The organism is Mycobacterium sp. NGS29, assembly GCF_059812965.1.
On record NZ_JCALDR010000025.1, the window covers coordinates 1 to 20,104 of the forward strand.

Genomic DNA, 20,104 nt, shown 5'->3' on the forward strand with positions numbered 1-20,104 from the left:
CGCCGAAGCCGCGAAGTGGGGCGGCTAATCCGCTAAGCCTGGTCGGGCGACCAGTAGGCAAGCATCTCCGCGAACGTGTGGAACGCCGGGCCGGAGATACCGTAGGTGGCCTCCAAGTGGATGCTGAGCGGGAAGCCCAGGTCAACGACACCGTCGACCACCCGTTTGTACAGGTCGACGAGTAAACGGCGTTTGACCTCGGGCTCGCTGCCGGCCAACTTTCTGACAAACTCCTGTTCGTCAGCCACGGCGGCGTTGCCGTCGTCCTGAATCAGCCAATTGATCAAGCCCACATCGGATTCCATCTTCGGTACGAAGCCGAACGACAGGTGAATCTCGGGACGGTGATCAGTGCTTCGGGCGAAGTCGGTCAGGAATTTCACGATCGTGTCCGAGTACAGCAACTGGGTCATGCCGTAGGTCGCGCCCTGATTGCACTTGAAATTCAGCCGGCCCTGCTCCCCTTCGCGAGTGGGAATCACGATGACGCCACGGTTGGCGACCGCATCCCGATAAATGGACAGGGCATCGGTAGGCGCCACACCGGAGCCCTCGCCGTCGTTCATCGTGCGTGGCACGCCGACAAAGACGATGCCATCCATGCCGGCGGCAACCAGGTCGGATAGCCGCTCTCGCAGAGCCGACTCGCCGGTGAAGGCAGTGACCTGGGTACACAGCCCGTTGACCCCGGGCAACTGCGGCTTGATGATTGAAAAGAACTCCAGCACATCGAATTTGGGATGCATCGGAACGGGCCGATCATCGTCCTCCGCGATGAGGCCGGGAATCATGATGTGCCGGATGCGTCCCTGCAGCCCGTACTCGGTCGCATAGCGCAACACCTTGTGCGCCTCTTCCGCGGCCCGCTGCACGCCGTCGTTCAGGTTCGGCGGCACCAACTCCAAAGCGATGGTATTGAGTGTCATCGTCAGCTGATCACCGCCAGCAGGTCGCCGCCCTCGACCTGAGCGGTACCCGACACCGCTACCCGGTCCACCTTCCCTTCCCTGGGTGCCGTTACGGCAGCTTCCATCTTCATTGCCTCGATCGTCGCAATCGTCTGTCCCGCCGCTACGTCGTCGCCGTCGGTGACCGTGACGGTGACGACTCCGGCGAAAGGAGCCGGGATGTGGTCGGGGTTGGTGCGATCGGCTTTTTCGGCGGCGGGCATGTCTGCGGCGATGCTGCGGTCACGAACCAGGACAGGACGCAACTGTCCGTTGAGCAGGCACATGACCGTTCGCATGCCGCGTTCGTCGGCATCGGAGATGGCCTCCAGACCGATGAACAGTTCGACACCGCGCTCTAATTTCACTCGGTGTTCGTCGCCCTGCCGCAAGCCGTAAAAGAACTGATTGGCGCTGAGCTGAGAGGTGTCGCCGTACTTCTCGCGGTGCACCTCGAGTTCTTTTGTCGGGCCGGGGAACAGCAGCCGATTCAATGTCGCCTGCCGGACGGTCCCCGATTCGCCCAGCGCGCTTTCATCGGCTTCGGACAGTTCCGGTACGGGCCTTGCTGCACCACGACCACGTAATGCTCTGCTGCGCAACGGCTCTGGCCAGCCACCAGCTGGATCGCCGAGTTCACCACGGAAGAACCCGATGACGGAGTCCGGTATGTCGTAGCGCTGCGGGTCCGCGGCAAATTCTTGCGCAGTGATTCCAGCCCCAACCAGGGCCAGGGCCAAGTCTCCCACCACCTTGCTCGACGGCGTCACTTTCACCAGGCGCCCAAGAACGGCATCGCTTGCTGCGTAGGCATTTTCGATGTCTTCGAAGCGGTCGCCGAGTCCCAGCGCGACGGTCTGCTGCCGCAGATTCGACAACTGCCCGCCGGGGATCTCATGACGGTAGACCCGACCGGTCGGACTCGGAAGCCCAGATTCAAACGGCGCGTACACCTTACGCAGCGCTTCCCAGTAAGGCTCGAGTTCACACACCGAACGCAGTGACAATCCGGTGTCATACGGCGTGTGGGCGGCAGCGGCCACGATCGAGGGCAGCGCCGGCTGGCTCGTGGTGCCGGCCAACGGCGCCGCCGCCCCGTCGACGGCGTCCGCTCCAGCATGCCAGGCCGCCACATAGGTGGCCAGCTGCCCGCCCGGTGTGTCATGGGTGTGGACATGCACCGGCAAGTCGAACCTGGACTTGAGAGCCGAGACCAGCGTCGCGGCGGCGGGCGCCCGCAACAGGCCCGCCATGTCTTTGATCGCCAGCACATGCGCACCTGCCGCGGCGACCTCTTCGGCCAGCCTGAGGTAATAGTCCAGGGTGTAGAGGTTTTCGCGCGGATCGCTGAGATCTCCGGTGTAGGACATCGCCACCTCGGCGATCGCGGTACCCGTCGCCCGGACTGCGTCGATGGCCGGTCGCATCGAGTCGATGTTGTTGAGCGCGTCGAAGATTCGGAAGATATCGATTCCGGTGGCTGCAGCCTCGTCCACGAATGCCGCGGTGACGATCTCGGGATACGGCGTGTAGCCCACCGTGTTGCGTCCTCGTAGCAGCATTTGCAAGCAGATGTTCGGCATCGCCTCGCGCAGCCCGGCCAGCCGTTGCCAGGGGTCTTCTTTCAAAAAACGCAGCGCCACATCATAAGTGGCGCCGCCCCAGCACTCCACCGACAGCAGCTGCGGCATCATTCGCGCGACGTAGGGCGCCACCCGCAGCAACCCGGTACTACGGACCCGGGTGGCGAGCAAAGACTGATGCGCATCGCGGAAGGTGGTGTCGGTGACGAGTAGGGATTTCGATTCGCGCATCCACTCCGCGAAGCCTTCCGGTCCCAGCTCGGTCAGGCGCTGTCTGGAGCCCGGCTCCGGCGGCAACGACAAATCGAGTTCGGGCAGTTTGTCGTGAGGGTAAACCGCTGAGGGGCGTGGACCGTGGGGCTGGTTGACGGTGACATCGGCCAGGTAGTCGAGGATCTTGGTGCCTCGGTTTGCGCCGGAGTTCGCCGTCTGCAACTGGGGGCGTTCCTCGATGAACGACGTGGTCGCCCGGCCTGCGACGAAATCGGGGTCGTCCAGCACCGCTTGCAGAAACGCGGTGTTGGTCGTGACACCGCGAATGCGGAATTCAGCCACCGCCCGGCGCGCTCGACGCACTGCGGTACCGAAATCTCTTCCTCGACAAGTCAATTTGACCAACATCGAATCGAAATGTGCCGAGACTTCGGCGCCCAGGTGGGTGCCGTCATCCAACCGAATGCCCGCACCCCCCGGTGTCCGGTAAGCGGAAATGCGCCCTGTGTCGGGCCGGAAACCGTTGGATGGATCCTCGGTGGTGATCCGGCATTGCAGCGCAGCACCTTGTGGGGCGATCGCCTGCTGACTCAGACCCAGCTCGTCCAGGCTGCGCCCAGCCGCGATGCGTAGCTGACTGGACACCAGGTCGATGTCGGTGATCTCTTCGGTCACCGTGTGCTCCACCTGGATGCGCGGATTCATCTCGATGAACACGTAGTTGCCGCGTTCGTCGAGCAGGAACTCCACGGTGCCGGCGCAGGTGTAACCGATGTGCCGGGCGAACACCACCGCGTCGGCACACATCCGGTCACGGACTTGAGGATCCAGATTCGGTGCCGGGGCGATCTCGATGACCTTCTGATGCCGACGCTGGACGCTGCAATCCCGCTCGTAGAGGTGGATGACGTTGCCCTGGGTGTCGGCCAGGATCTGCACCTCGATGTGGCGTGGATTGATCACCGCCTGCTCGAGGAATACCGTGGGGTCGCCGAAGGCGGACTCCGCCTCCCGCGATGCCGCCTCTATCGCCTCTGTCAACTGGTCAGGATCGGCGACCCGGCGCATTCCTCTGCCACCACCGCCGGCCACTGCCTTGACGAACAGCGGAAAGGTCAGTGACTCCGCGGCTACCAGCAATTCCTCGGTGACCGACGATGGCGCCGAGGACTGCAGCACCGGCAGTCCTGCGGCACGCGCCTCGGCGACCGCACGCGACTTGTCGCCGGTCAGCTGCAGCACTTGCACCGACGGACCCACGAAGGTGATCCCCGCGCTGACGCATGCGGCCGCCAATTTCGGGTTCTCCGAAAGGAATCCGTAACCGGGGTAGATCGCATCAGCGCCGCAGGCCTGTGCTGTCGTGACAATCTCGTCGACGTTCAGGTATGAGCGGACCGGGTGCCCCTCGTCACCGATCTGGTACGACTCATCTGCCTTGGACCGATGTGCCGAGTTGCGGTCTTCCACCGGGTAGACCGCAACCGTGCCCAAGCCCAATTCGTAGGCGGCACGGAACGCCCGGATCGCGATCTCGCCCCGGTTCGCGACCAGAACCTTGGATATCACCGGATCGGATGAAGTGCACGTTGCGGCGGTCCGACGTACTCGCTGAGCGGACGGATCAGCGCATTCGACGACACCTGCTCCATGATGTGAGCAGTCCAGCCGGTGATTCTGCTCATCACGAAAAGTGGTGTGAAGAAACCGATGTCGAAGCCCATCATGTAGTACGCCGGGCCGGTCGGGAAGTCAAGGTTCGGCTTGATGCCGTTGGCCGCGGCCATTCCCTTCTCCAGCACGCCGTAGATATCGAGCCAGCGCTGTCCGTCACGAACTGCGGCCACCCGGGCAAGGGCCTTCTTCATGGTGGGCACCCGCGAATCGCCGTTCTTGTACACCCGGTGACCGAATCCCATGATTTTGTCTTTGCGATCCAGCTTTCCTTGCAGCCACTCGGAAGCTTTGTCGGCCGTACCGATTTCGAGCATGTCGTGCATGACGGCCTCGTTGGCACCACCGTGCAGTGGGCCTTTGAGTGCACCAATGGCCGCCGTTACGGCGCTGTAGATGTCGGACTGGGTGGAGGTGACCACCCGCGCGGCGAAAGTGGAAGCGTTGAAGCTGTGTTCAGCGTACAAAACCATCGACTGCTCGAATGCGTCGACGATCACCCGCTCCGGCACATTTCCGAAGCACATGTGCAGGAAGTTCTCCGCATAGCTCATGTGGCTATGCGGGGCAATGGGTTCCAAGCCGCGGCGCCGGCGCATGTCGGCGGCGACAATTGTGGGCAATAACGCGAACATACGCAGCGACTTGGCGTAATTCGCCTCGGCGCTGCTGTCGTCCTCCTCGGCGTCTTCAGCACCCAGGTAGCTGATCACCGTGCGTACCACGTCCATCGGGTGGCAGGTGTCGGGCTGCTTGGAGATGAGCGACAGCAGCGATCGGTTCAGTCGCCGAGAGGCACGCTCGCGTTGGGTAAACAGCGCCAGTTGCTGGTCATTCGGCAATTCGCCGTGCCACAGCAGGTACGCCACCTGCTCGAAACTGCAGTTCGCAGCGAGGTCTTGTACTGCGTATCCGCGATACGTCAAGGAGTTGGTCTCCGGCACCACCTTGGAAATCGAAGTGGTGTCGACGACGACACCGGCCAGGCCCTTATAGATACGCGGCTTGTCTTCGGTGGTGTCTGTCAAGGCGCTCATAACGTGACTCCTTCTAGGGCAAAGTTGTAGGTATCCGAATCGAACTGGTTGTAGTCCGCGTATCGCAGCAACTCGTACAGTCGGCCGCGGTGCTGCATCCGGTCCAAGAGCCCGGATTGCGTTCCGCTGTCGGCAATTTCGCGGAGACCAACCTCGACGGCGTACATGGCGAGGCGCAGCGTGGTCACCGGGTAGATGACCACGTTGTAACCGATGTCCGACAGCTGCTTCGCCGTCAGCAACTGCGACTTGCCGAACTCGGTCATGTTGGCCAGCAGCGGTGTGTCGACTGCAGCGCGGAACTGCTCGAATTCGGCCGGTGTGTGCAACGCCTCGGTGAAGATCAGGTCAGCGCCCGCGTCGGCGTAGGCCCTGGCGCGGTCGATAGCTGCCGATAACCCCTCGATGCCGGCGGCATCGGTACGCGCGCAGATGATGAAATTCGGGTCCCGCCGGGAAGATACCGCGGCCCGCAGTCGTCTGAGCATCTCGCCGGTGGGCACCACTTCCTTGCCGTCGAGGTGCCCACACCGCTTCGGGTTGACCTGGTCTTCGAGGTGGCACCCGGCCAGGCCCGCGTCCTCGAGAACGGTCACGGTGCGCGCCGCGCTCATCGGTTCGCCGAAGCCAGTGTCGGCATCGATCAGACTGGGCAGGTCAGTCACCGCCGCAATTTGGGCGCCCCGGGTGCTCACCTCGGTCAACGTGGTCAAACCGATGTCGGGCAGCCCCAGGTCGGCCGAGAGGACCGCGCCGGACACATATACGCCGTCGAACCCGAGCTCGGCGACGAGCTTGGCAACCAGCGGCGAAAAAGCGCCCGGAAAACGTTGCAGTCGACCACTTTCCAGCTCCGCGCGGAATCGCGCCCGCTTGTCGGCGGCAGACACCGTGCCACCGATGAGCCCGGTCATCAGAAGATCCCGGACGGAATAGTCGGCGCCTTCTCCAGCTCCGATGCTTCAAGGACGATGTTGAGCGCCCCCAGACCGCCCGCCTGCAGTCCGGACAACCCCTCCACTACCGACAGGAACCGTTGCTGCTCGGCTTCGGTGACCACACCCTCGGCCAGCTCGGTGAACTTCGCAGCATACTGTTTGCGTTCAAATGGCCTGGCGCCCAGAGGATGTGCGTCGGCAACGGCGATCTCGTCGACTATCACGTCACCGCTTTTCAGCGTGACCTCGGCGCGCCCGCCGAAGGCCTTCTCCGCAGGATCACTGGAGTGGTAGCGGCGGGTCCACTCGGGATCCTCGTGGGTAGAGATCTTGTGCCACAGCTCGACGGTGTCCGGCCGGTGTGCCCGTTCCGGTGCGTAGGACCGCTCGTGGTGCCAGGTGCCGTCCTGCAGCGCGACGGCGAAGATGTACATCACCGAGTGGTCCAGGGTCTCCCGGGAGGCATCCGGATCCATCTTTTGCGGATCATTCGATCCGGTGCCGATCACGTAGTGGGTGTGGTGGCTGGTGTGCAGCACGATCGTGGCGATCTGGTCCAGATCGCCGATTCGCTCGCGCAGCCGGCGGGCCAGGTCGATCAGGGCCTGACTCTGGTATTCCGCGGAGTGCTCCTTGGTATAGCTGTCCAGGATGGCGCGCTTGGGTTCGCCCGGTTCGGGCAGCAGAACCTGGTAGGTGTGCTCCGGGCCGGAAAGCAGCCAGGCGATAACGCCGTCCTCGCCTTCCCAGATCGGCGCCGGCGCCCCCTCCCCGCGCATGGCGCGGTCTACGGCTTCGATGCCGACCTTGCCGGCCCACGCGGGCGCAAAGGCCTTCCAACTCGAGATCAGTCCCTTGCGGGACTGGCGGGTCGAAGTGGTCAGGTGCAGTGCCTGCCCAACGGACTGGTAGATCGTCTCCTTGTCGAGTCGCAGCATGGTGCCCAAACCGGCCGCCACTGAAGGGCCCAGATGAGCGACGTGGTCGATCTTGTGCTCGTGCAGGCAGATTCCCTTGACCAAGTCGATCTGGACCTCGTAGGCGGTGGCCAGGCCGCGAATCAGATCGGCACCGGCGATGCCTAGATGTTGGGCGACCGCCACCAACGGTGGAATGTTGTCGCCCGGGTGCGAATACTCAGCGGCCAGAAACGTGTCATGGAAGTCCAATTCGCGAACGGCCACGCCGTTGGCCCACGCCGCCCATTCCGGCGAGTAGTCGCCGGTGACACCGAATACCTTCGCGCCACGGGTTGTGACGGGGTGCGCGAGGGCCTGTGCGCGTGCGGCCGTGACCGGACGTCGAAGGGCCGACGCCGCGGATACCGCGGCGTTGTCGATGATGCGGTTGATCACCATCGCCTCGGTGTCCGCAGGAACGTCAACCGGGTCAGCGGCAATTTCGGCAATTTTCCAGGCCAAGTGCTCAGTTCGAGGGAAGTCGTCGGCGCTACGCCGGGCCCGCACGTCGTGTATCCGCATAAACCGCACATTACGCAGCCACGGATAGGTCGTAAATGCCCTAAAAAAGCGTAATTTTGTGTCCTTCGCTGGGTATATTTGCAAATATTGTGAAACAGGTTACGGGTAGCGTGTCACGGGTGGCGAAGACATTCGCCGGCGCACGGCTGAGACGGTTACGCGAAGACCATGGGCTGACCCAGGTCGCGCTGGCACGTGCGTTGGGCCTGTCTACCAGCTACGTCAACCAAATGGAGAATGACCAGCGGCCCATCACAGTAGCGGTCCTGCTCACCCTCACCGAGCGTTTCGACCTGCCGAGCCAATATTTCGCGCCGGACTCCGATGCCCGCCTGATCTCCGACCTTTCCGAGGTGCTCGCCGAGGGGTCGGCGACGGCCGCGCAGATCGAAGAGCTCGTTGCCCGGATGCCGGCGGTCGGTCAAACGCTGGTCAATCTGCATCGCCGATTGCACGACGCCACAGCCGATCTCGAAGCCCTGCACAGCCGCGCCAACGTCGAACTCGCGGCGCCGGCGCAGCAGCCGATGCCGTTCGAAGAAGTTCGCGACTTCTTTTATGACCGCAAGAACTACATCGGCGAACTGGATGTCGCCGCCGAGGAGTTGTTCAACCGGAACCGGCTGCGCATCGGCGGCCTCGATGGGCAGCTCGCTGAATTCCTGGACACTCAGCTCGGTATAACCGTGGTGCTCGACGACGGCGAAGTACTCAACACCAACGCCAAGCGCATGTTTCACCCCGAATCCCGCACGCTGTACCTGGCGCGGTGGTTGCACCCCGGGCAGCGTGCGTTTCAGCTCGCAACGCAGATCGCGTTGCTCACGCAGGCTGAGTTGATCACCGGAATAATCGCCACCGATGACCAACTCAGCGACGACGCGCGAGGCGTCGCCCGCATCGGGCTAGCCAACTACTACGCCGGTGCCCTGCTCCTGCCGTACCAAATATTCCTCGATGCCGCCGAGAGCGTGCGTTATGACATCGACCAGCTGGCAAGACGTTTCGAGGTGGGATTCGAAACCATCTGCCACCGGCTGTCCACCATGCAGCGGCCGAACGCTCGGGGCGTCCCGTTCATCTTCGTCCGCACCGACAGCGCGGGAAATATTTCAAAACGCCAGTCCGCCACGGCGTTCCACTTCTCCCGGGTAGGCGGCAACTGTCCGCTGTGGGTGGTTCATCACGCTTTTTCCCGGCCCGGTCAATTTCTGACGCAGGTGGCCCAGATGCCCGACGAGCGGACTTACTTCTGGATTGCCAGGACCACCACGACCGAACCCAGTCGTTATCTGGGTCCGGACAAGAGTTTTGCCATCGGACTCGGTTGCGACCTGACCCACGCCGAAAAGCTGGTCTACTCAGCAGGTGTTGACTTGACCGATGCCGAGGCAGTGGTGCCGATCGGTGCCGGTTGCAAGATCTGCGATCGACCCGCCTGCCCGCAGCGCGCCTTTCCCTATCTCGGCCACCCGGTGCGCGTCGATCCCCACACGAGTACCGATCTGCCCTATCCGCCAGCCATATCGGGAATTGCCGGCCGCGTTTCGCTGTGAGCGAAATCGCTTCTGCTGCTTGAAGTCCGGCCGGTCTTGTCGGTGGCTGTCCATAGAATTCGGGGTATGTCGGGCAGTTCGGGTGCGGAGATCGTCGAGGCGCTCGACGGGCTGGAAGCGTGCACGGATCGGCTGTGTGAGTTGACCTTTGAGGTGCCCGGCACCCCAGAGCTGTTGGCAACCCGGGAGCGCCTGGAGCGGGTGGTGCGCAAGTTGCGGGTGCCCGGGCATGCGGTGGTCAATCAGTTGAAGGTGGTGGCCACCAACGCCGAGCTCGGCGGCACGCTGGCGCAGGCGTTGTCTGACCGGTTGCGGGTCTCCAAGTCCGAGGCCGACCAGATGATCCGCCAGGCCGCCGACCTGGGGCCGCGCCGGGCCCTGACCGGCGAACCGCTGGGCCCGCTGCTGGCCGAGACTGCGGCCGCCGAACGCCAAGGGCTGATCGGGTCCGAGCAGGTGGAGATCATTCAGAAGTTCTTCGCCAAACTCCCCAGCCACGTCGATGCCGCCGACCGCGCCGAAGCCGAATACAAACTGGTGTTGATCGCCACCGGGCACCGCCCCGAACAACTCACCGAGTACGCCCAAGTCTACAAAGACTGCCTCAAACCCGACGGCGACTACATCCCCGATGAACCCGAACGGGCCCGCAAACGCGGCCTCACCCTCGGGCGCCAGCAAGACGACGGGATGTCGAAGATCAGCGGCCTGATCACCCCGGAATTGCGGGCCACCCTGGAACCGGTGCTGGCGAAGTTGGCCGCCCCCGGCATGTGCAACCCCGAGGACAACGCCCCGATCATCGACGGCCGGGCCTCCGAACAAGCGGTGGGCCGCGATACCCGCACCCGCGACCAACGCAACCACGACGCCGTCCAAACCGTGTTACGAGAGATCTTGAAATCCAAAACGCTGGGTCAGCACCACGGCTTGCCGACCAGCATCGTGATCACCACCACCCTGACCGAACTGGAGGCCGGTGCTGGGCGCGCGCTGACCGCCGGCGGCACCCTGCTGCCCATGGCCGATGTCATCCGCTTGGCGTCGGAAGCCCACCACTATCTGGCGGTGTTCGACAAAGACAAAACCCTGGCCCTCTACCACGGCAAACGCCTAGCCTCCCCCGAACAACGCCTGGTGCTGCTGGCCAAAGACCGCGGCTGCACCGCCCCGGGCTGCACCGTGCCCGGCTACTGGACCCAGGTCCACCACGTCCTGTCCTGGCTAAACACCCGGCGCACCGAAATCGACCAACTCACCCTGGCCTGCGGACCGCACAACCGCATGGTCGAACTCCGCAACTACTACACCTGCAAAAACAAACTCGGCGACACCGAATGGGTACCACCACCGCATCTCGACTACCACCAACCCCGCACCAACTGCATGCACCACCCCGAACGAAAACCCGAAACCGACCAGGCCGACGATCCGTAGCGGACCGCTCCCCTACCCCGCTTGCGGCGCCGGCGGCCGGTAGAAGATCAACAACTGCCCGATGGCACCGGCCAGGCCGAGTCCGACCGAGATCGCCAGGCCGGGCCATCCGGTCATCCACAGCTTCTCGTCGAACAGCAGGTAGTCCAGGCTGAGCCTGCCCGGGCCGACGGTGGCCACTGCGACGGCACTCAGCGCCAGCACCAGGTTGTACTCCCAGCCCTCTTTGACGATGAAAAAGCCGTTGTGGCGGTGCACCGTCCACGCCGCGACGATCATCAGCGACACGAAACCCGCCGCCGGGATCGGCGTCAGCAAACCGGCTGCCAGGCCCAGTCCGGCGGCGGTCTCGGTGCTGGCGGCCACGGTGGCATGAAACTTCCCGGGCTTCATTCCGATGCTCTCGAACCAGCGCGCGGTCCCCGGTATCCGGCCGCCGCCGAAGAATTTGTTGAGGCCATGCGCGGCCAATGTCAGACCCAGTACCAACCGCAGAATCAATAACCCGACATCGATGGCAGTCATACAGTTCAAACTAGATCATCGCTTGTGACGGACGCGGCCAACCACCGGTGTGGGACCATTGCGGGCGTTCCGGCGTTTGCCCGCAGCACCGATCGGGCAGCTCAAAGACTAGGGGGTGCACCATGGCTCGGGTCGCACCACGCCATGATTCCCCCGTCGGCACCCTGCACGACAGCGTCGTATTGCTCGACGGCCGGGCTGATCGGCCCCGGGAGATCCTGGGCAACAAGGGCCACGGCATCGACACCATGCGCAGGCACCATTTGCCGGTGCCGCCCGCTTTCTGCATCAGCACCGAGGTCGGCACCCGGTATCTGGCCGATCCCGCGCCGACGATGGATGCAATCTGGGACGCCGTCCTGGACCGGTTGGGGTGGCTGGAAGAGCAAACCTCTCGCACCTTCGGGAAGGGGCCGCTGCCGCTGCTGGTCAGCGTGCGCTCGGGCGCCACCCAGTCGATGCCCGGCATGATGGACACGATCCTCGACCTCGGGATGAACGACGCTGTCGAGCAGGCGTTGGCCCTCGGAGATGCGGCATTCGCCCGCGACACCCGTCGGCGGTTCACCACCATGTACCGGCGCGTGGTCGGAGACGATCCGCCCGAGGACCCGTATGCACAGTTGCGCGCGGGCATCGAGGCAGTGTTCGCGTCGTGGAACTCCCCGCGCGCCAAGGCATATCGCGGACACTACGGCCGCAGCGGAACCGGCGGCACGGCCGCGGTGGTGCAGGCGATGGTGTTCGGCAACCTGACCGCCGACTCCGGTGCCGGGGTGTTGTCGTCACGCAATCCGATCACCGGAGCCAATGAACCGTTCGGCGAGTGGTTGCCGGGCGGCCAGGGTGACGACGTGGTGTCGGGACTGGTCGATGTCGAGCCGATCCATGCCCTGCGCGATCAGCAACCGATCATCTTCGACGAGTTGATGTCCGCCGCCCGACGCCTGGAACGCTTCCACTCGGACGTGCAGGAGATCGAATTCACCGTGGAAGACGGGAAACTCTGGCTGCTGCAGACCCGGGCGGCCGAGCGGTCAGCACCTGCCGCGGTGCGCCTGGCTCTGCAGCTCCGGCACGAACAGCTCATCGACGATGCCGAAGTCCTGCGCCGGGTGACTTCCGCGCACATCGAGGCGGTGCTGCGACCCGCGCTACAACCGGAAAGCCGGTTATCCGCAGCGCTTTTGGCCAAGGGTCTACCGGCCTGCCCAGGTGTCGCAACCGGCACCGCATACACCGACGTCGACGAGGCACTGGACGCCGCCGACCGCGGCGAGCAGGTCATCCTGGTGCGCGACCACACCAGACCCGAGGACGTGCTCGGGATGCTGGCCGCGCAGGGCATTGTCACCGAAGTCGGTGGCGCCGCAAGCCATGCCGCCGTCGTCAGCCGCGAACTGGGCCGGGTGGCGGTGGTGGGCTGCGGTCACGGTGTCGCCGCGGCGCTGGCCGGCAAGCAGGTCACCGTCGACGGTTACGAAGGCGAAGTACGCCAGGGTATTCTGCCGCTCACCGCATGGTCCGAGGACGACACTCCGGAGTTGCGCGAACTCGCCGAGATTGCGCGACGGGCGGGAGTCGACCGGTGACCGAATTGGCTGTGCTGCAGGCTGTTCGCCTCAAAGGGCGGGTCAGCGTGCCCGACCTGGCCGCGACCCTGGGGATGGACCTCGACACCGTCGGCAAGACAGTAGATCGACTGGCCGACGCCGGGCTACTGGTCGAGGGACCCACGGTACGGATCTCCCCGACGGGTCGCGCCCGGCTCGCCGAATTGCTCGCCGCCGAACGCCAGCATGTCGCCCCGGCCACGATCACCGCGGTCTACGACGAATTCCGTTCGGTCAACGGCGAATTCAAATCTCTGGTCACCGACTGGCAGCTCAAGGACGGCCGGCCCAACGATCACGCCGATGCGGATTACGACGCCGCAGTGTTGGCCCGCCTCGACGATGTGCACCGGCGCCTGGTGCTGATCATCGGCCCGGTCACCGCGCAACTGCCGCGCCTCAGCGCCTACGTGACCAAGTTGGACGTCGCGCTGAACCGAGTGAAGTCAGGTGAGATCCCTTGGCTGACAAGGCCACTCATCGATTCCTATCACACCGTGTGGTTCGAACTGCACGAGGAACTGATCCTGGCCGCCGGTCTGACCCGGGAGGAAGCTGCCCGATCCGGCGACGCAGGCTAGTGACTACAGCGCCGTGTCCAGCAGCCGCATGTAGGCATCCACATCGGGAACAGCCGATCCCGACGCGTTGATGCTGACCGCAACGGTGTCGCCGATGCCGTGCACTCCGTGGGTCAGGCCCATCAGCGGGGACAGCGACGGGTACCCGGCGGTCAGCACCACCGGGGCGTCCCCGAAGCGCAGATCGGCGGGGCCGCGATGCACGCTGGAGACCACCGTGTTGCCGGCCACGTGCGCGGGCCGGGCGTCGACGTCGAACTTCGATACTCCCCAACGCAATAACGCCGCGGGGACGGTGGCGAATGCACGGTCACCGGCCCGGACGGCGGGGTGCTCGAGGCGACGACGCGCGTTGGCCAGGTCGACGCCGATCCGCTGCAGCCGTTCGGCGTGCGCGAGTTGCGGATACAGCCCCACCACGGCGTTGGCGAAATGGTTGCAGCCCAGGCGGGCACCCGATTTGGCTATTGGCACCTCGGCACCCAATGAATCGATGTCACCGCCCAGCATTTCCGACATCGCGTCCGAGACCGCGGCCAGTACGCCAACGGTGACGGTGGCACCCGGTAGTTGGGAACGGTGGCGTACCAACGTGCGAATGGACCGCGCACCCCGTGGCCGGGCATTGGTGGCCAGCGGCGGCCGGGTGCCCAGGGCCGGCGCCACCAGCCCGGCTTCGGTATCGGCAACCAACTGCCGGTGGGTACGCACCGCGTCGAGCGCCCGCAGCGGCACCAGCCCGGACCGCGGCCTGGGGACCTCTGGCGCCGGGCCCGCCCTGCCGAACAGGAACGCGGCCAGCGCGGCGCCCCGGCGGCCGTCGGCGAACGCGTGCGTGGCCTGCACAACGACAACGGCGCCCGGTCCGGATACTCCCGGAATGCCCTGCACCGGGGTGAATAGATGGATGCGCCAGGGGATTCCAACCCTGCTCATTTGGTTGTCGGCCAAGCCGGCCACTGCCGCGAGACAACCGTCCCAGCTGTCGTCGGCCAGATCGTGCCGGGCGGTACAGGCGGGCCCGACGTCGGCGGGCACCCACCGTGGATAGCGGACGGCACAGTCGTCCTCGGCGCGAATCGCCAATGCGGGGCTGGCCTGCGCCCGTCGGCGTACCTGCTCCAGAGCATGCTCGACGTCGTCGGGTGCACCGTCGAACGCGTAGAGCAGGAACTCGTCGTTGGGGACTTTCGCCGACATCCAATAGAACTGGGCGTCGACGGCCGCCATCCGCGGCATCAGGGGGAGCCGATGAACGCCAACACCAAGTCAGCCACTTTGTCCGGCTGTTCGAGCTGCAGGAAGTGTCCGGCGCCGGAGACGATGGCCACCTCGCTACCGGTGGGCAGCACCGGCTGCACCCAGCGCGCGAAAGCCGGTGTCATGCAGCCGTCGTCGTTGCCGTGCAGGTACAGGCTCGGCAACTTGGGCGCCTGCACCCAGTGCCGGTGCAACTCGGCGTACTGCTGCGGCGGGCGGGTATTGCGGATCGTGGCACGGTACGGTCCCAGCGCCGCCCGCCAACTCTCCGGCGTGCCGATCGCGGCGTCGACGTGGCGCAGGTCCTCGTCGGCGCGGTAGCCGGGCGACCACCGTCGCCACAGCAGCGGCAGCACCCAGGACGCCGACCGTTCCGGCAACCACGGCAACTGGAAGTAGCTGATGTACCAGCTGCGCACCAGCTGGGGTGGTATCTGACGGAGCAGCCGCCCACGCTCGGGCACTTGCCCGAACGGGCGGAAGGCACCGACCGGCGGCACCGACATGATCACCGCCTTGGCGAATGGGGTGTCGGGCAGCGCAGCGAGCCCGGCGGCGGCCATCGCACCCCAGTCGTGACCGATCACCACGTCGCGCTCAGTGCCGCCCGCGGCCGCACGTACCCGCAGCGCGTCGTCCATCAACGCCCCGATGTGGTAGCTGCCGTCGGTCGGGATCGACGACGGTGCGTAACCACGCATGAAGGGGGCCACCACCCGCCAGCCGGACGAGACCAACCGGGGCGCCACCTTGCGCCAGCCGTAGGCGGTATCGGGAAAGCCGTGCAGGCACAACGCAATCGGGGCATCCGCAGGACCCCACATCAGGGCTTTGAGGTCGGCGTTGGGGCTCCTCACGTCGACCCAGCGTGGTTGTGGCAACACGACTCCTGTTCACCGGCTCAGTCCAACGTAACCGGCAGCCAGGGCGAGCAGAAGCCCGAGCTCACACTTGCACGACAGCTTCCTCCAGATCGGCCACCACGATCCTGCTCATCCCGTGCATCGCCCTGGTGGCCGCGGCGGCGCGTGCCGGGTCGGGGTCGCCGACCAATTCCATCAGCCGGTCCGGGACGACCTGCCAGCTCAGGCCGAACCTGTCTTTGCACCAACCGCACTGCGATTCCTGGCCGCCCTCGGTCAGCCGCTGCCAGTAGTAGTCGACCTCGTCCTGGTCTGCGCAGTGGATCGTGAAGGACACCGCCTCGTCGAAGGTGAAGTGCGGTCCGCCGTTGATGCCCAGGAATCGGGTGCCGTCCAGCACAAACGTCCCGAACGCCACGGATCCCGGTTCACCCGGCCCGGCGTCGCTGTACCGCGTGAACCCCTCGACGTACGAGTGGGGGAACACCGACGTGTAGAACTCGGCCGCCTCTTCGAGGTTGTCGTCGAACCACAATGAGGGCGTGATCGCTGGCATGTCGCCTCCCGGTTGTTGGAAATACCTGCACCGAGATAGACCCGGGCCGCGCCTGAAACTCATCGGCGCTTGCCCCGAAAGATTACGAGTGTAATCATCTGACGGGTGGACTTAGCTGGGTGGTTGACGTGCGACGGGTGATCCAGTATTCGACGGGCAACGTCGGCCGTCACGCGCTGCGCATGCTGATCGAACGGCCCGATCTCGAGCTGGTGGGTGTGCACGCGTCCAGCCCGGGCAAAGTGGGCCGTGACGCCGCCGAACTGTGCGGACTCGCCGCGCCGACAGGCATCACAGCGACCGACGACGTCGATGCCTTGGTCGCCTTGAACGCCGACTGCGTCGTCTACACCTCGCAGGCCGAAACCCGGCCGCAGGAGGCGATGTCGGAAATCAGCCGTTTCCTGCGGGCCGGCACCAACGTCGTGGGGTCCTCCTTCGTGTGGCTGGTGGCACCGGGACACGCCGGTCGGTGGTTGCGCGAGCCACTGCAGCGGGCCTGTGCTGACGGCGACACCACGCTCTACATCAACGGCGTCGACCCCGGCTTCTCCGGCGACACCCTGGCCTACACCGCGCTGAGCCTGGCCGAGCGCGCCACCAGCATCACCGTGCAGGAGATCTGCGACTACGCCAGTTACGATGACGCCGAATTCACCGGTGTGAGTTTCGGTTTCGGCACCACACCGGATCACACGCCGATCATGTTCAGCCCCGGTGTACTCACCTCGATGTGGGGTGTGCAGGTACGCAGCCTGGCGCAGGACCTGGGCGTCGAGCTCGACGAGATACGCGAGCGGTGCGAGAAGTGGGTGACACCGCAGCCCATCGACTGCGTGATGATGCACGTCGAACCGGGACAGGTCGCGGCCGTGCGCTTCGGTGTCGAAGGGGTGCGGGCCGGCGCAGTCGTCATCACCATGGAGCACGTCAATCGTCTTGGCGCGCAAGCTGCTCCCGACTGGGCCTATCCGCCGGACGGTCGTCCCGGCGTGCACCGGGTGGTCGTCGAAGGCAGCCCGGGCGTGGAAATCAACACCCACCTGGGTAGTGCCCGCGTCGATCACAACGACGGTGGCGTGATCGCGACGGCGGCAAGGGTTGTCAATCTGATCGAGGCGGTGTGCCGCGCACCCGGCGGGATCCTGGCCGCCCACGACCTGCGGCCGCTGGATCACCTGCGCGGCGTGATGTGGTGACCCCGTGACAGCACCGCGCCGACCGCCGTCCGGTGGCCAGGCGCGTGCCGAACGCAGCCGCCAGGCCGTCATCGACGAGACCGTCCGCTACGTGCTGCAGGAGGGATTCGCCCCGCCCAGCATGCGGCAGATCACCGAGCGTGCCGGATTGACCTGGGGCGCAGTGCAATACCACTTCGGAGACCTGAACGGCATCTTGATGGCGGTGGTGGACAAGGGATTTGCCGACCTGCTGCAGACCCTCGACGACCTGCCCGCGCAGGTGGCACAGATCCGGTCGCAGGACCGACCGGCTTTTGTCGTCGAGGCGGTCTGGCGCGCGTTCTCCAGCCCGACATCGATGGCCGCCCTGGAGATCCTGATCGCTACCCGCGCAGCCCGCGCCGCGTCAACCAACGCCCACCTGACCGCGATGACGGCCCGCATGACAGAGATCGGTGAGCACCTCGCCACCGGCATCACCCCGGGGCAGGCAAGCCGGCTGGGCAACCTGATCTGGAGCACCATCCGCGGCCTGGTCGCCCTTCAGCTCACCTGGCCCACACCGCTGGACAGCACCCACAACCGCGAGATGCTCGTCGAGGTCATTCGCGCCTACCTGGCTTCTGCACCCCAACCGAAGGAGACTCATCACATGCCCAGCCCCCAGACGGTCGAGTTCTCCGGGGTCGACGGGATCACCCTGGTCGCCGACGAATGGAACCGCGGCGTGCCCGATCCGGCAGACCGGCCGACGATCCTGATGCTGCACGGCGGTGGCCAGAACCGGTTCTCCTGGAAGAACACCGGCCAGGTCCTGGCCGACGACGGCTATCACGTCATCGCGATCGATACCCGCGGACACGGAGACAGCGACCGCGCACCCGATGCCGACTATGACGTCGAGACGCTGACCGCCGACGTCATGCACGTCCTGGACGTGATCGGCCGCCCCGTGGTGATCATCGGGGCCAGCATGGGCGGGTTGACCGGCATCCTGGTCGCCGACCGGGCCGGGCCGCAGAAGGTGACCAAACTGGTCCTCGTCGACGTGGTGCCGCGGTTCGAAAAGAACGGCAGCGCCCGGATCCGGGACTTCATGATGACCAACATCGACGGCTTCGAAACTCTCGAACAGGCGGCCGATGCCGTCGCCGCCTACCTGCCCCACCGGACCAGGCCACGCAGCCCGGAAGGTCTGAAGAAGAACCTGCGGCTGCGCGACGGCCGCTGGTACTGGCACTGGGATCCGGCGTTCATGACCAAGCCCGGCGACGACCCGGAACTGCGCACCGAGGGCTTCGAGCAGGCGGCCGCCGACCTGACCATCCCGGTCCTGCTGATTCGGGGCAAGTTGTCCGATGTAGTCAGTCCCGAAGGCGTGCAACACTTTTTGTCTCAGGTGCCCGGCGCGGAATTCGTCGAGTTGTCCGATGCGGGGCACACCGCGGCGGGCGACGACAACGACGCCTTCAGCGAGGCGGTGGTGCGGTTCGTCGAGGGTTAGTTCGCCGGCTTCTCCGCGTGCCCGCCGAACTGTTTGCGCATCGCCGACAGCGCCTTGTTGGCGAAGTCGTCGAGGTCGCGTGAGGCGAACCGGGACTGCAACGCGGTGGTGAGCACCGGCGCTGGAACGCCTTCGTCGATTGCCGCGATCGAGGTCCACCGGCCCTCACCCGAGTCGGAGACCCGACCGGAAAAGCCGTCCAGATCGGGCGATTCATGCAAGGCGATCGCGGTCAGGTCCAGCAGCCAGGAACCGATCACGCTGCCGCGGCGCCATACCTCGGCGACATCGGGGATGTCGAAGTTGTACTGGTAATACTCGGGGTTGGATAACGGCGCGGTTTCAGCGTCGCCCTCTTCGATGCGGGTGCCGATGTCGGCGTTGCGCAAGATGTTCAGGCCTTCGGCGAGCGAAGCCATCATGCCGTACTCGATGCCGTTGTGCACCATCTTCACGAAGTGGCCGGCTCCGGCCGGGCCGCAGTGCAGGTAACCGTTCTCGGGTTGGGCGACCCTGCCTTCGCGGCCCGGGGTCCGCTCGGCTGCGTTCACCCCGGGCGCGATGGTGGCAAAAATCGGTTCGGCATGGTCGAAGGCGTCCTGGTCGCCGCCGATCATCAGACAGTAACCCCGCTCGCGGCCCCACACGCCGCCGCTGGTGCCGCAGTCGAGTAACCGAATACCGTTGTCGGCCAACGTCTTCGCATGCTTCATGTCGTCGCGGTAGTACGAGTTGCCGCCGTCGATCACGATGTCGCCGGCCTCGAGGATACCGGCCAGTTCGTCGATCACCCCCGTGGTGATGGTTCCGGCGGGCACCATCACCCACACCAGCCGCGGGGCGGCCAGTTTATCCCGCAACTCGCGCAACGAGGAGACACCGGTGACGTTCTCCTCGCCGGCCATGGCCTTGACCGCATCGGAGCTGTGGTCGTACACCACGCACTGGTGTCCGCCCGTCACGACGCGACGGACGATGTTGGCGCCCATCCGGCCGAGGCCGACCATGCCCAGCTGCATCTCGTCTCCTTCGTGCCGGGTCACCGGCAGTTCCACGAATCACCAACAGATCTGAGGTGCCGACTACACCGTCAGCATGTATTTCCCGGGGCCGCCCTCGTCAACCCTAGACATCATCGGCCCGGCGAGATAGCCG

The 20,104-nt window shown here is 65.2% G+C and carries 16 protein-coding genes; 6 read left to right on the forward strand and 10 right to left on the reverse strand.

Going from position 1 to position 20,104, the window contains the following annotated elements:
• Window positions 1-32 precede the first annotated feature (32 nt).
• From AC5Y5Z_RS23540 to prpD, 5 genes are read right to left on the reverse strand one after another with little or no spacing between them, the layout of a single operon-like run.
• On the reverse strand, window positions 33-926 hold the full coding sequence (locus tag AC5Y5Z_RS23540) for a mycobacterial-type methylenetetrahydrofolate reductase (protein ID WP_499927823.1): 894 nt from the start codon (window positions 924-926) through the stop codon (window positions 33-35).
• A gap of 2 nt (window positions 927-928) precedes the next feature.
• Window positions 929-4,312 carry a pyruvate carboxylase gene (locus AC5Y5Z_RS23545; protein ID WP_499927825.1) on the reverse strand — a complete coding sequence of 1,128 codons (3,384 nt, stop codon included), beginning with the start codon at window positions 4,310-4,312 and terminating at the stop codon, window positions 929-931.
• Window positions 4,309-5,454: a bifunctional 2-methylcitrate synthase/citrate synthase gene (locus AC5Y5Z_RS23550; protein WP_499927827.1), complete on the reverse strand. Its 1,146-nt coding sequence runs from the start codon at window positions 5,452-5,454 to the stop codon at window positions 4,309-4,311. Before AC5Y5Z_RS23550 ends, AC5Y5Z_RS23545 begins: the two co-directional genes overlap by 4 nt.
• The gene (prpB, locus tag AC5Y5Z_RS23555; RefSeq protein ID WP_499927829.1) at window positions 5,451-6,368 is read right to left on the reverse strand and encodes a methylisocitrate lyase; all 918 of its coding nucleotides are present in this window, start codon (window positions 6,366-6,368) and stop codon (window positions 5,451-5,453) included. Before prpB ends, AC5Y5Z_RS23550 begins: the two co-directional genes overlap by 4 nt.
• Window positions 6,368-7,873 (reverse strand): 2-methylcitrate dehydratase PrpD, encoded by a 1,506-nt coding sequence (gene prpD, locus AC5Y5Z_RS23560; protein WP_499927831.1) that lies wholly within the window; start codon window positions 7,871-7,873, stop codon window positions 6,368-6,370. Before prpD ends, prpB begins: the two co-directional genes overlap by 1 nt.
• Window positions 7,874-7,983: 110 nt before the next feature.
• Here prpD and AC5Y5Z_RS23565 point away from each other — a divergent pair, with 110 nt between their 5' ends.
• Window positions 7,984-9,429, forward strand: coding sequence for a short-chain fatty acyl-CoA regulator family protein (locus AC5Y5Z_RS23565; RefSeq protein WP_499927833.1), 1,446 nt, complete (start codon window positions 7,984-7,986; stop codon window positions 9,427-9,429).
• Window positions 9,430-9,495: 66 nt separating this feature from the next.
• Entirely contained in the window at window positions 9,496-10,866 is a 1,371-nt protein-coding gene (locus tag AC5Y5Z_RS23570) for an HNH endonuclease signature motif containing protein (RefSeq protein ID WP_499927835.1), read from the forward strand.
• Window positions 10,867-10,878: 12 nt separating this feature from the next.
• Here the strand turns inward: AC5Y5Z_RS23570 and AC5Y5Z_RS23575 are convergent, their stop codons facing one another.
• The gene (locus tag AC5Y5Z_RS23575) at window positions 10,879-11,391 is read right to left on the reverse strand and encodes a DoxX family protein (RefSeq protein ID WP_499927837.1); all 513 of its coding nucleotides are present in this window, start codon (window positions 11,389-11,391) and stop codon (window positions 10,879-10,881) included.
• Window positions 11,392-11,513: 122 nt separating this feature from the next.
• On the opposite strand from AC5Y5Z_RS23575, the gene AC5Y5Z_RS23580 reads away from it, so the two are divergent.
• Together AC5Y5Z_RS23580 and AC5Y5Z_RS23585 are read left to right on the forward strand one after the other, a co-directional pair.
• Entirely contained in the window at window positions 11,514-12,983 is a 1,470-nt protein-coding gene (locus tag AC5Y5Z_RS23580; RefSeq protein WP_499927839.1) for a pyruvate, phosphate dikinase, read from the forward strand.
• Window positions 12,980-13,585 (forward strand): winged helix DNA-binding protein, encoded by a 606-nt coding sequence (locus AC5Y5Z_RS23585; RefSeq protein ID WP_499927841.1) that lies wholly within the window; start codon window positions 12,980-12,982, stop codon window positions 13,583-13,585. The genes AC5Y5Z_RS23580 and AC5Y5Z_RS23585 overlap by 4 nt, the downstream gene beginning before the upstream one ends.
• 3 nt (window positions 13,586-13,588) lie before the next feature.
• Here AC5Y5Z_RS23585 and AC5Y5Z_RS23590 read toward each other — a convergent pair whose 3' ends face one another.
• From AC5Y5Z_RS23590 to AC5Y5Z_RS23600, 3 genes are all read right to left on the reverse strand, one after another.
• Window positions 13,589-14,815: a WS/DGAT domain-containing protein gene (locus AC5Y5Z_RS23590; protein WP_499927880.1), complete on the reverse strand. Its 1,227-nt coding sequence runs from the start codon at window positions 14,813-14,815 to the stop codon at window positions 13,589-13,591.
• A gap of 8 nt (window positions 14,816-14,823) precedes the next feature.
• Window positions 14,824-15,726 carry an alpha/beta fold hydrolase gene (locus AC5Y5Z_RS23595; protein WP_499927843.1) on the reverse strand — a complete coding sequence of 301 codons (903 nt, stop codon included), beginning with the start codon at window positions 15,724-15,726 and terminating at the stop codon, window positions 14,824-14,826.
• Window positions 15,727-15,790: 64 nt separating this feature from the next.
• Entirely contained in the window at window positions 15,791-16,264 is a 474-nt protein-coding gene (locus AC5Y5Z_RS23600; RefSeq protein ID WP_463828851.1) for a VOC family protein, read from the reverse strand.
• Between the two features lie 128 nt (window positions 16,265-16,392).
• On the opposite strand from AC5Y5Z_RS23600, the gene AC5Y5Z_RS23605 reads away from it, so the two are divergent.
• Together AC5Y5Z_RS23605 and AC5Y5Z_RS23610 are read left to right on the forward strand one after the other, a co-directional pair.
• Window positions 16,393-17,463 (forward strand): NAD(P)H-dependent amine dehydrogenase family protein, encoded by a 1,071-nt coding sequence (locus AC5Y5Z_RS23605; RefSeq protein WP_499927882.1) that lies wholly within the window; start codon window positions 16,393-16,395, stop codon window positions 17,461-17,463.
• 634 nt (window positions 17,464-18,097) lie between these two features.
• Entirely contained in the window at window positions 18,098-18,949 is an 852-nt protein-coding gene (locus AC5Y5Z_RS23610; RefSeq protein ID WP_463828862.1) for an alpha/beta fold hydrolase, read from the forward strand.
• Here the strand turns inward: AC5Y5Z_RS23610 and gnd are convergent.
• Window positions 18,946-19,968, reverse strand: a complete 1,023-nt coding sequence (gnd, locus tag AC5Y5Z_RS23615; protein ID WP_463828861.1) for a phosphogluconate dehydrogenase (NAD(+)-dependent, decarboxylating) — start codon at window positions 19,966-19,968, stop codon at window positions 18,946-18,948. The two genes, AC5Y5Z_RS23610 and gnd, sit on opposite strands and share 4 nt — an antisense overlap.
• Window positions 19,969-20,104 lie beyond the last annotated feature (136 nt).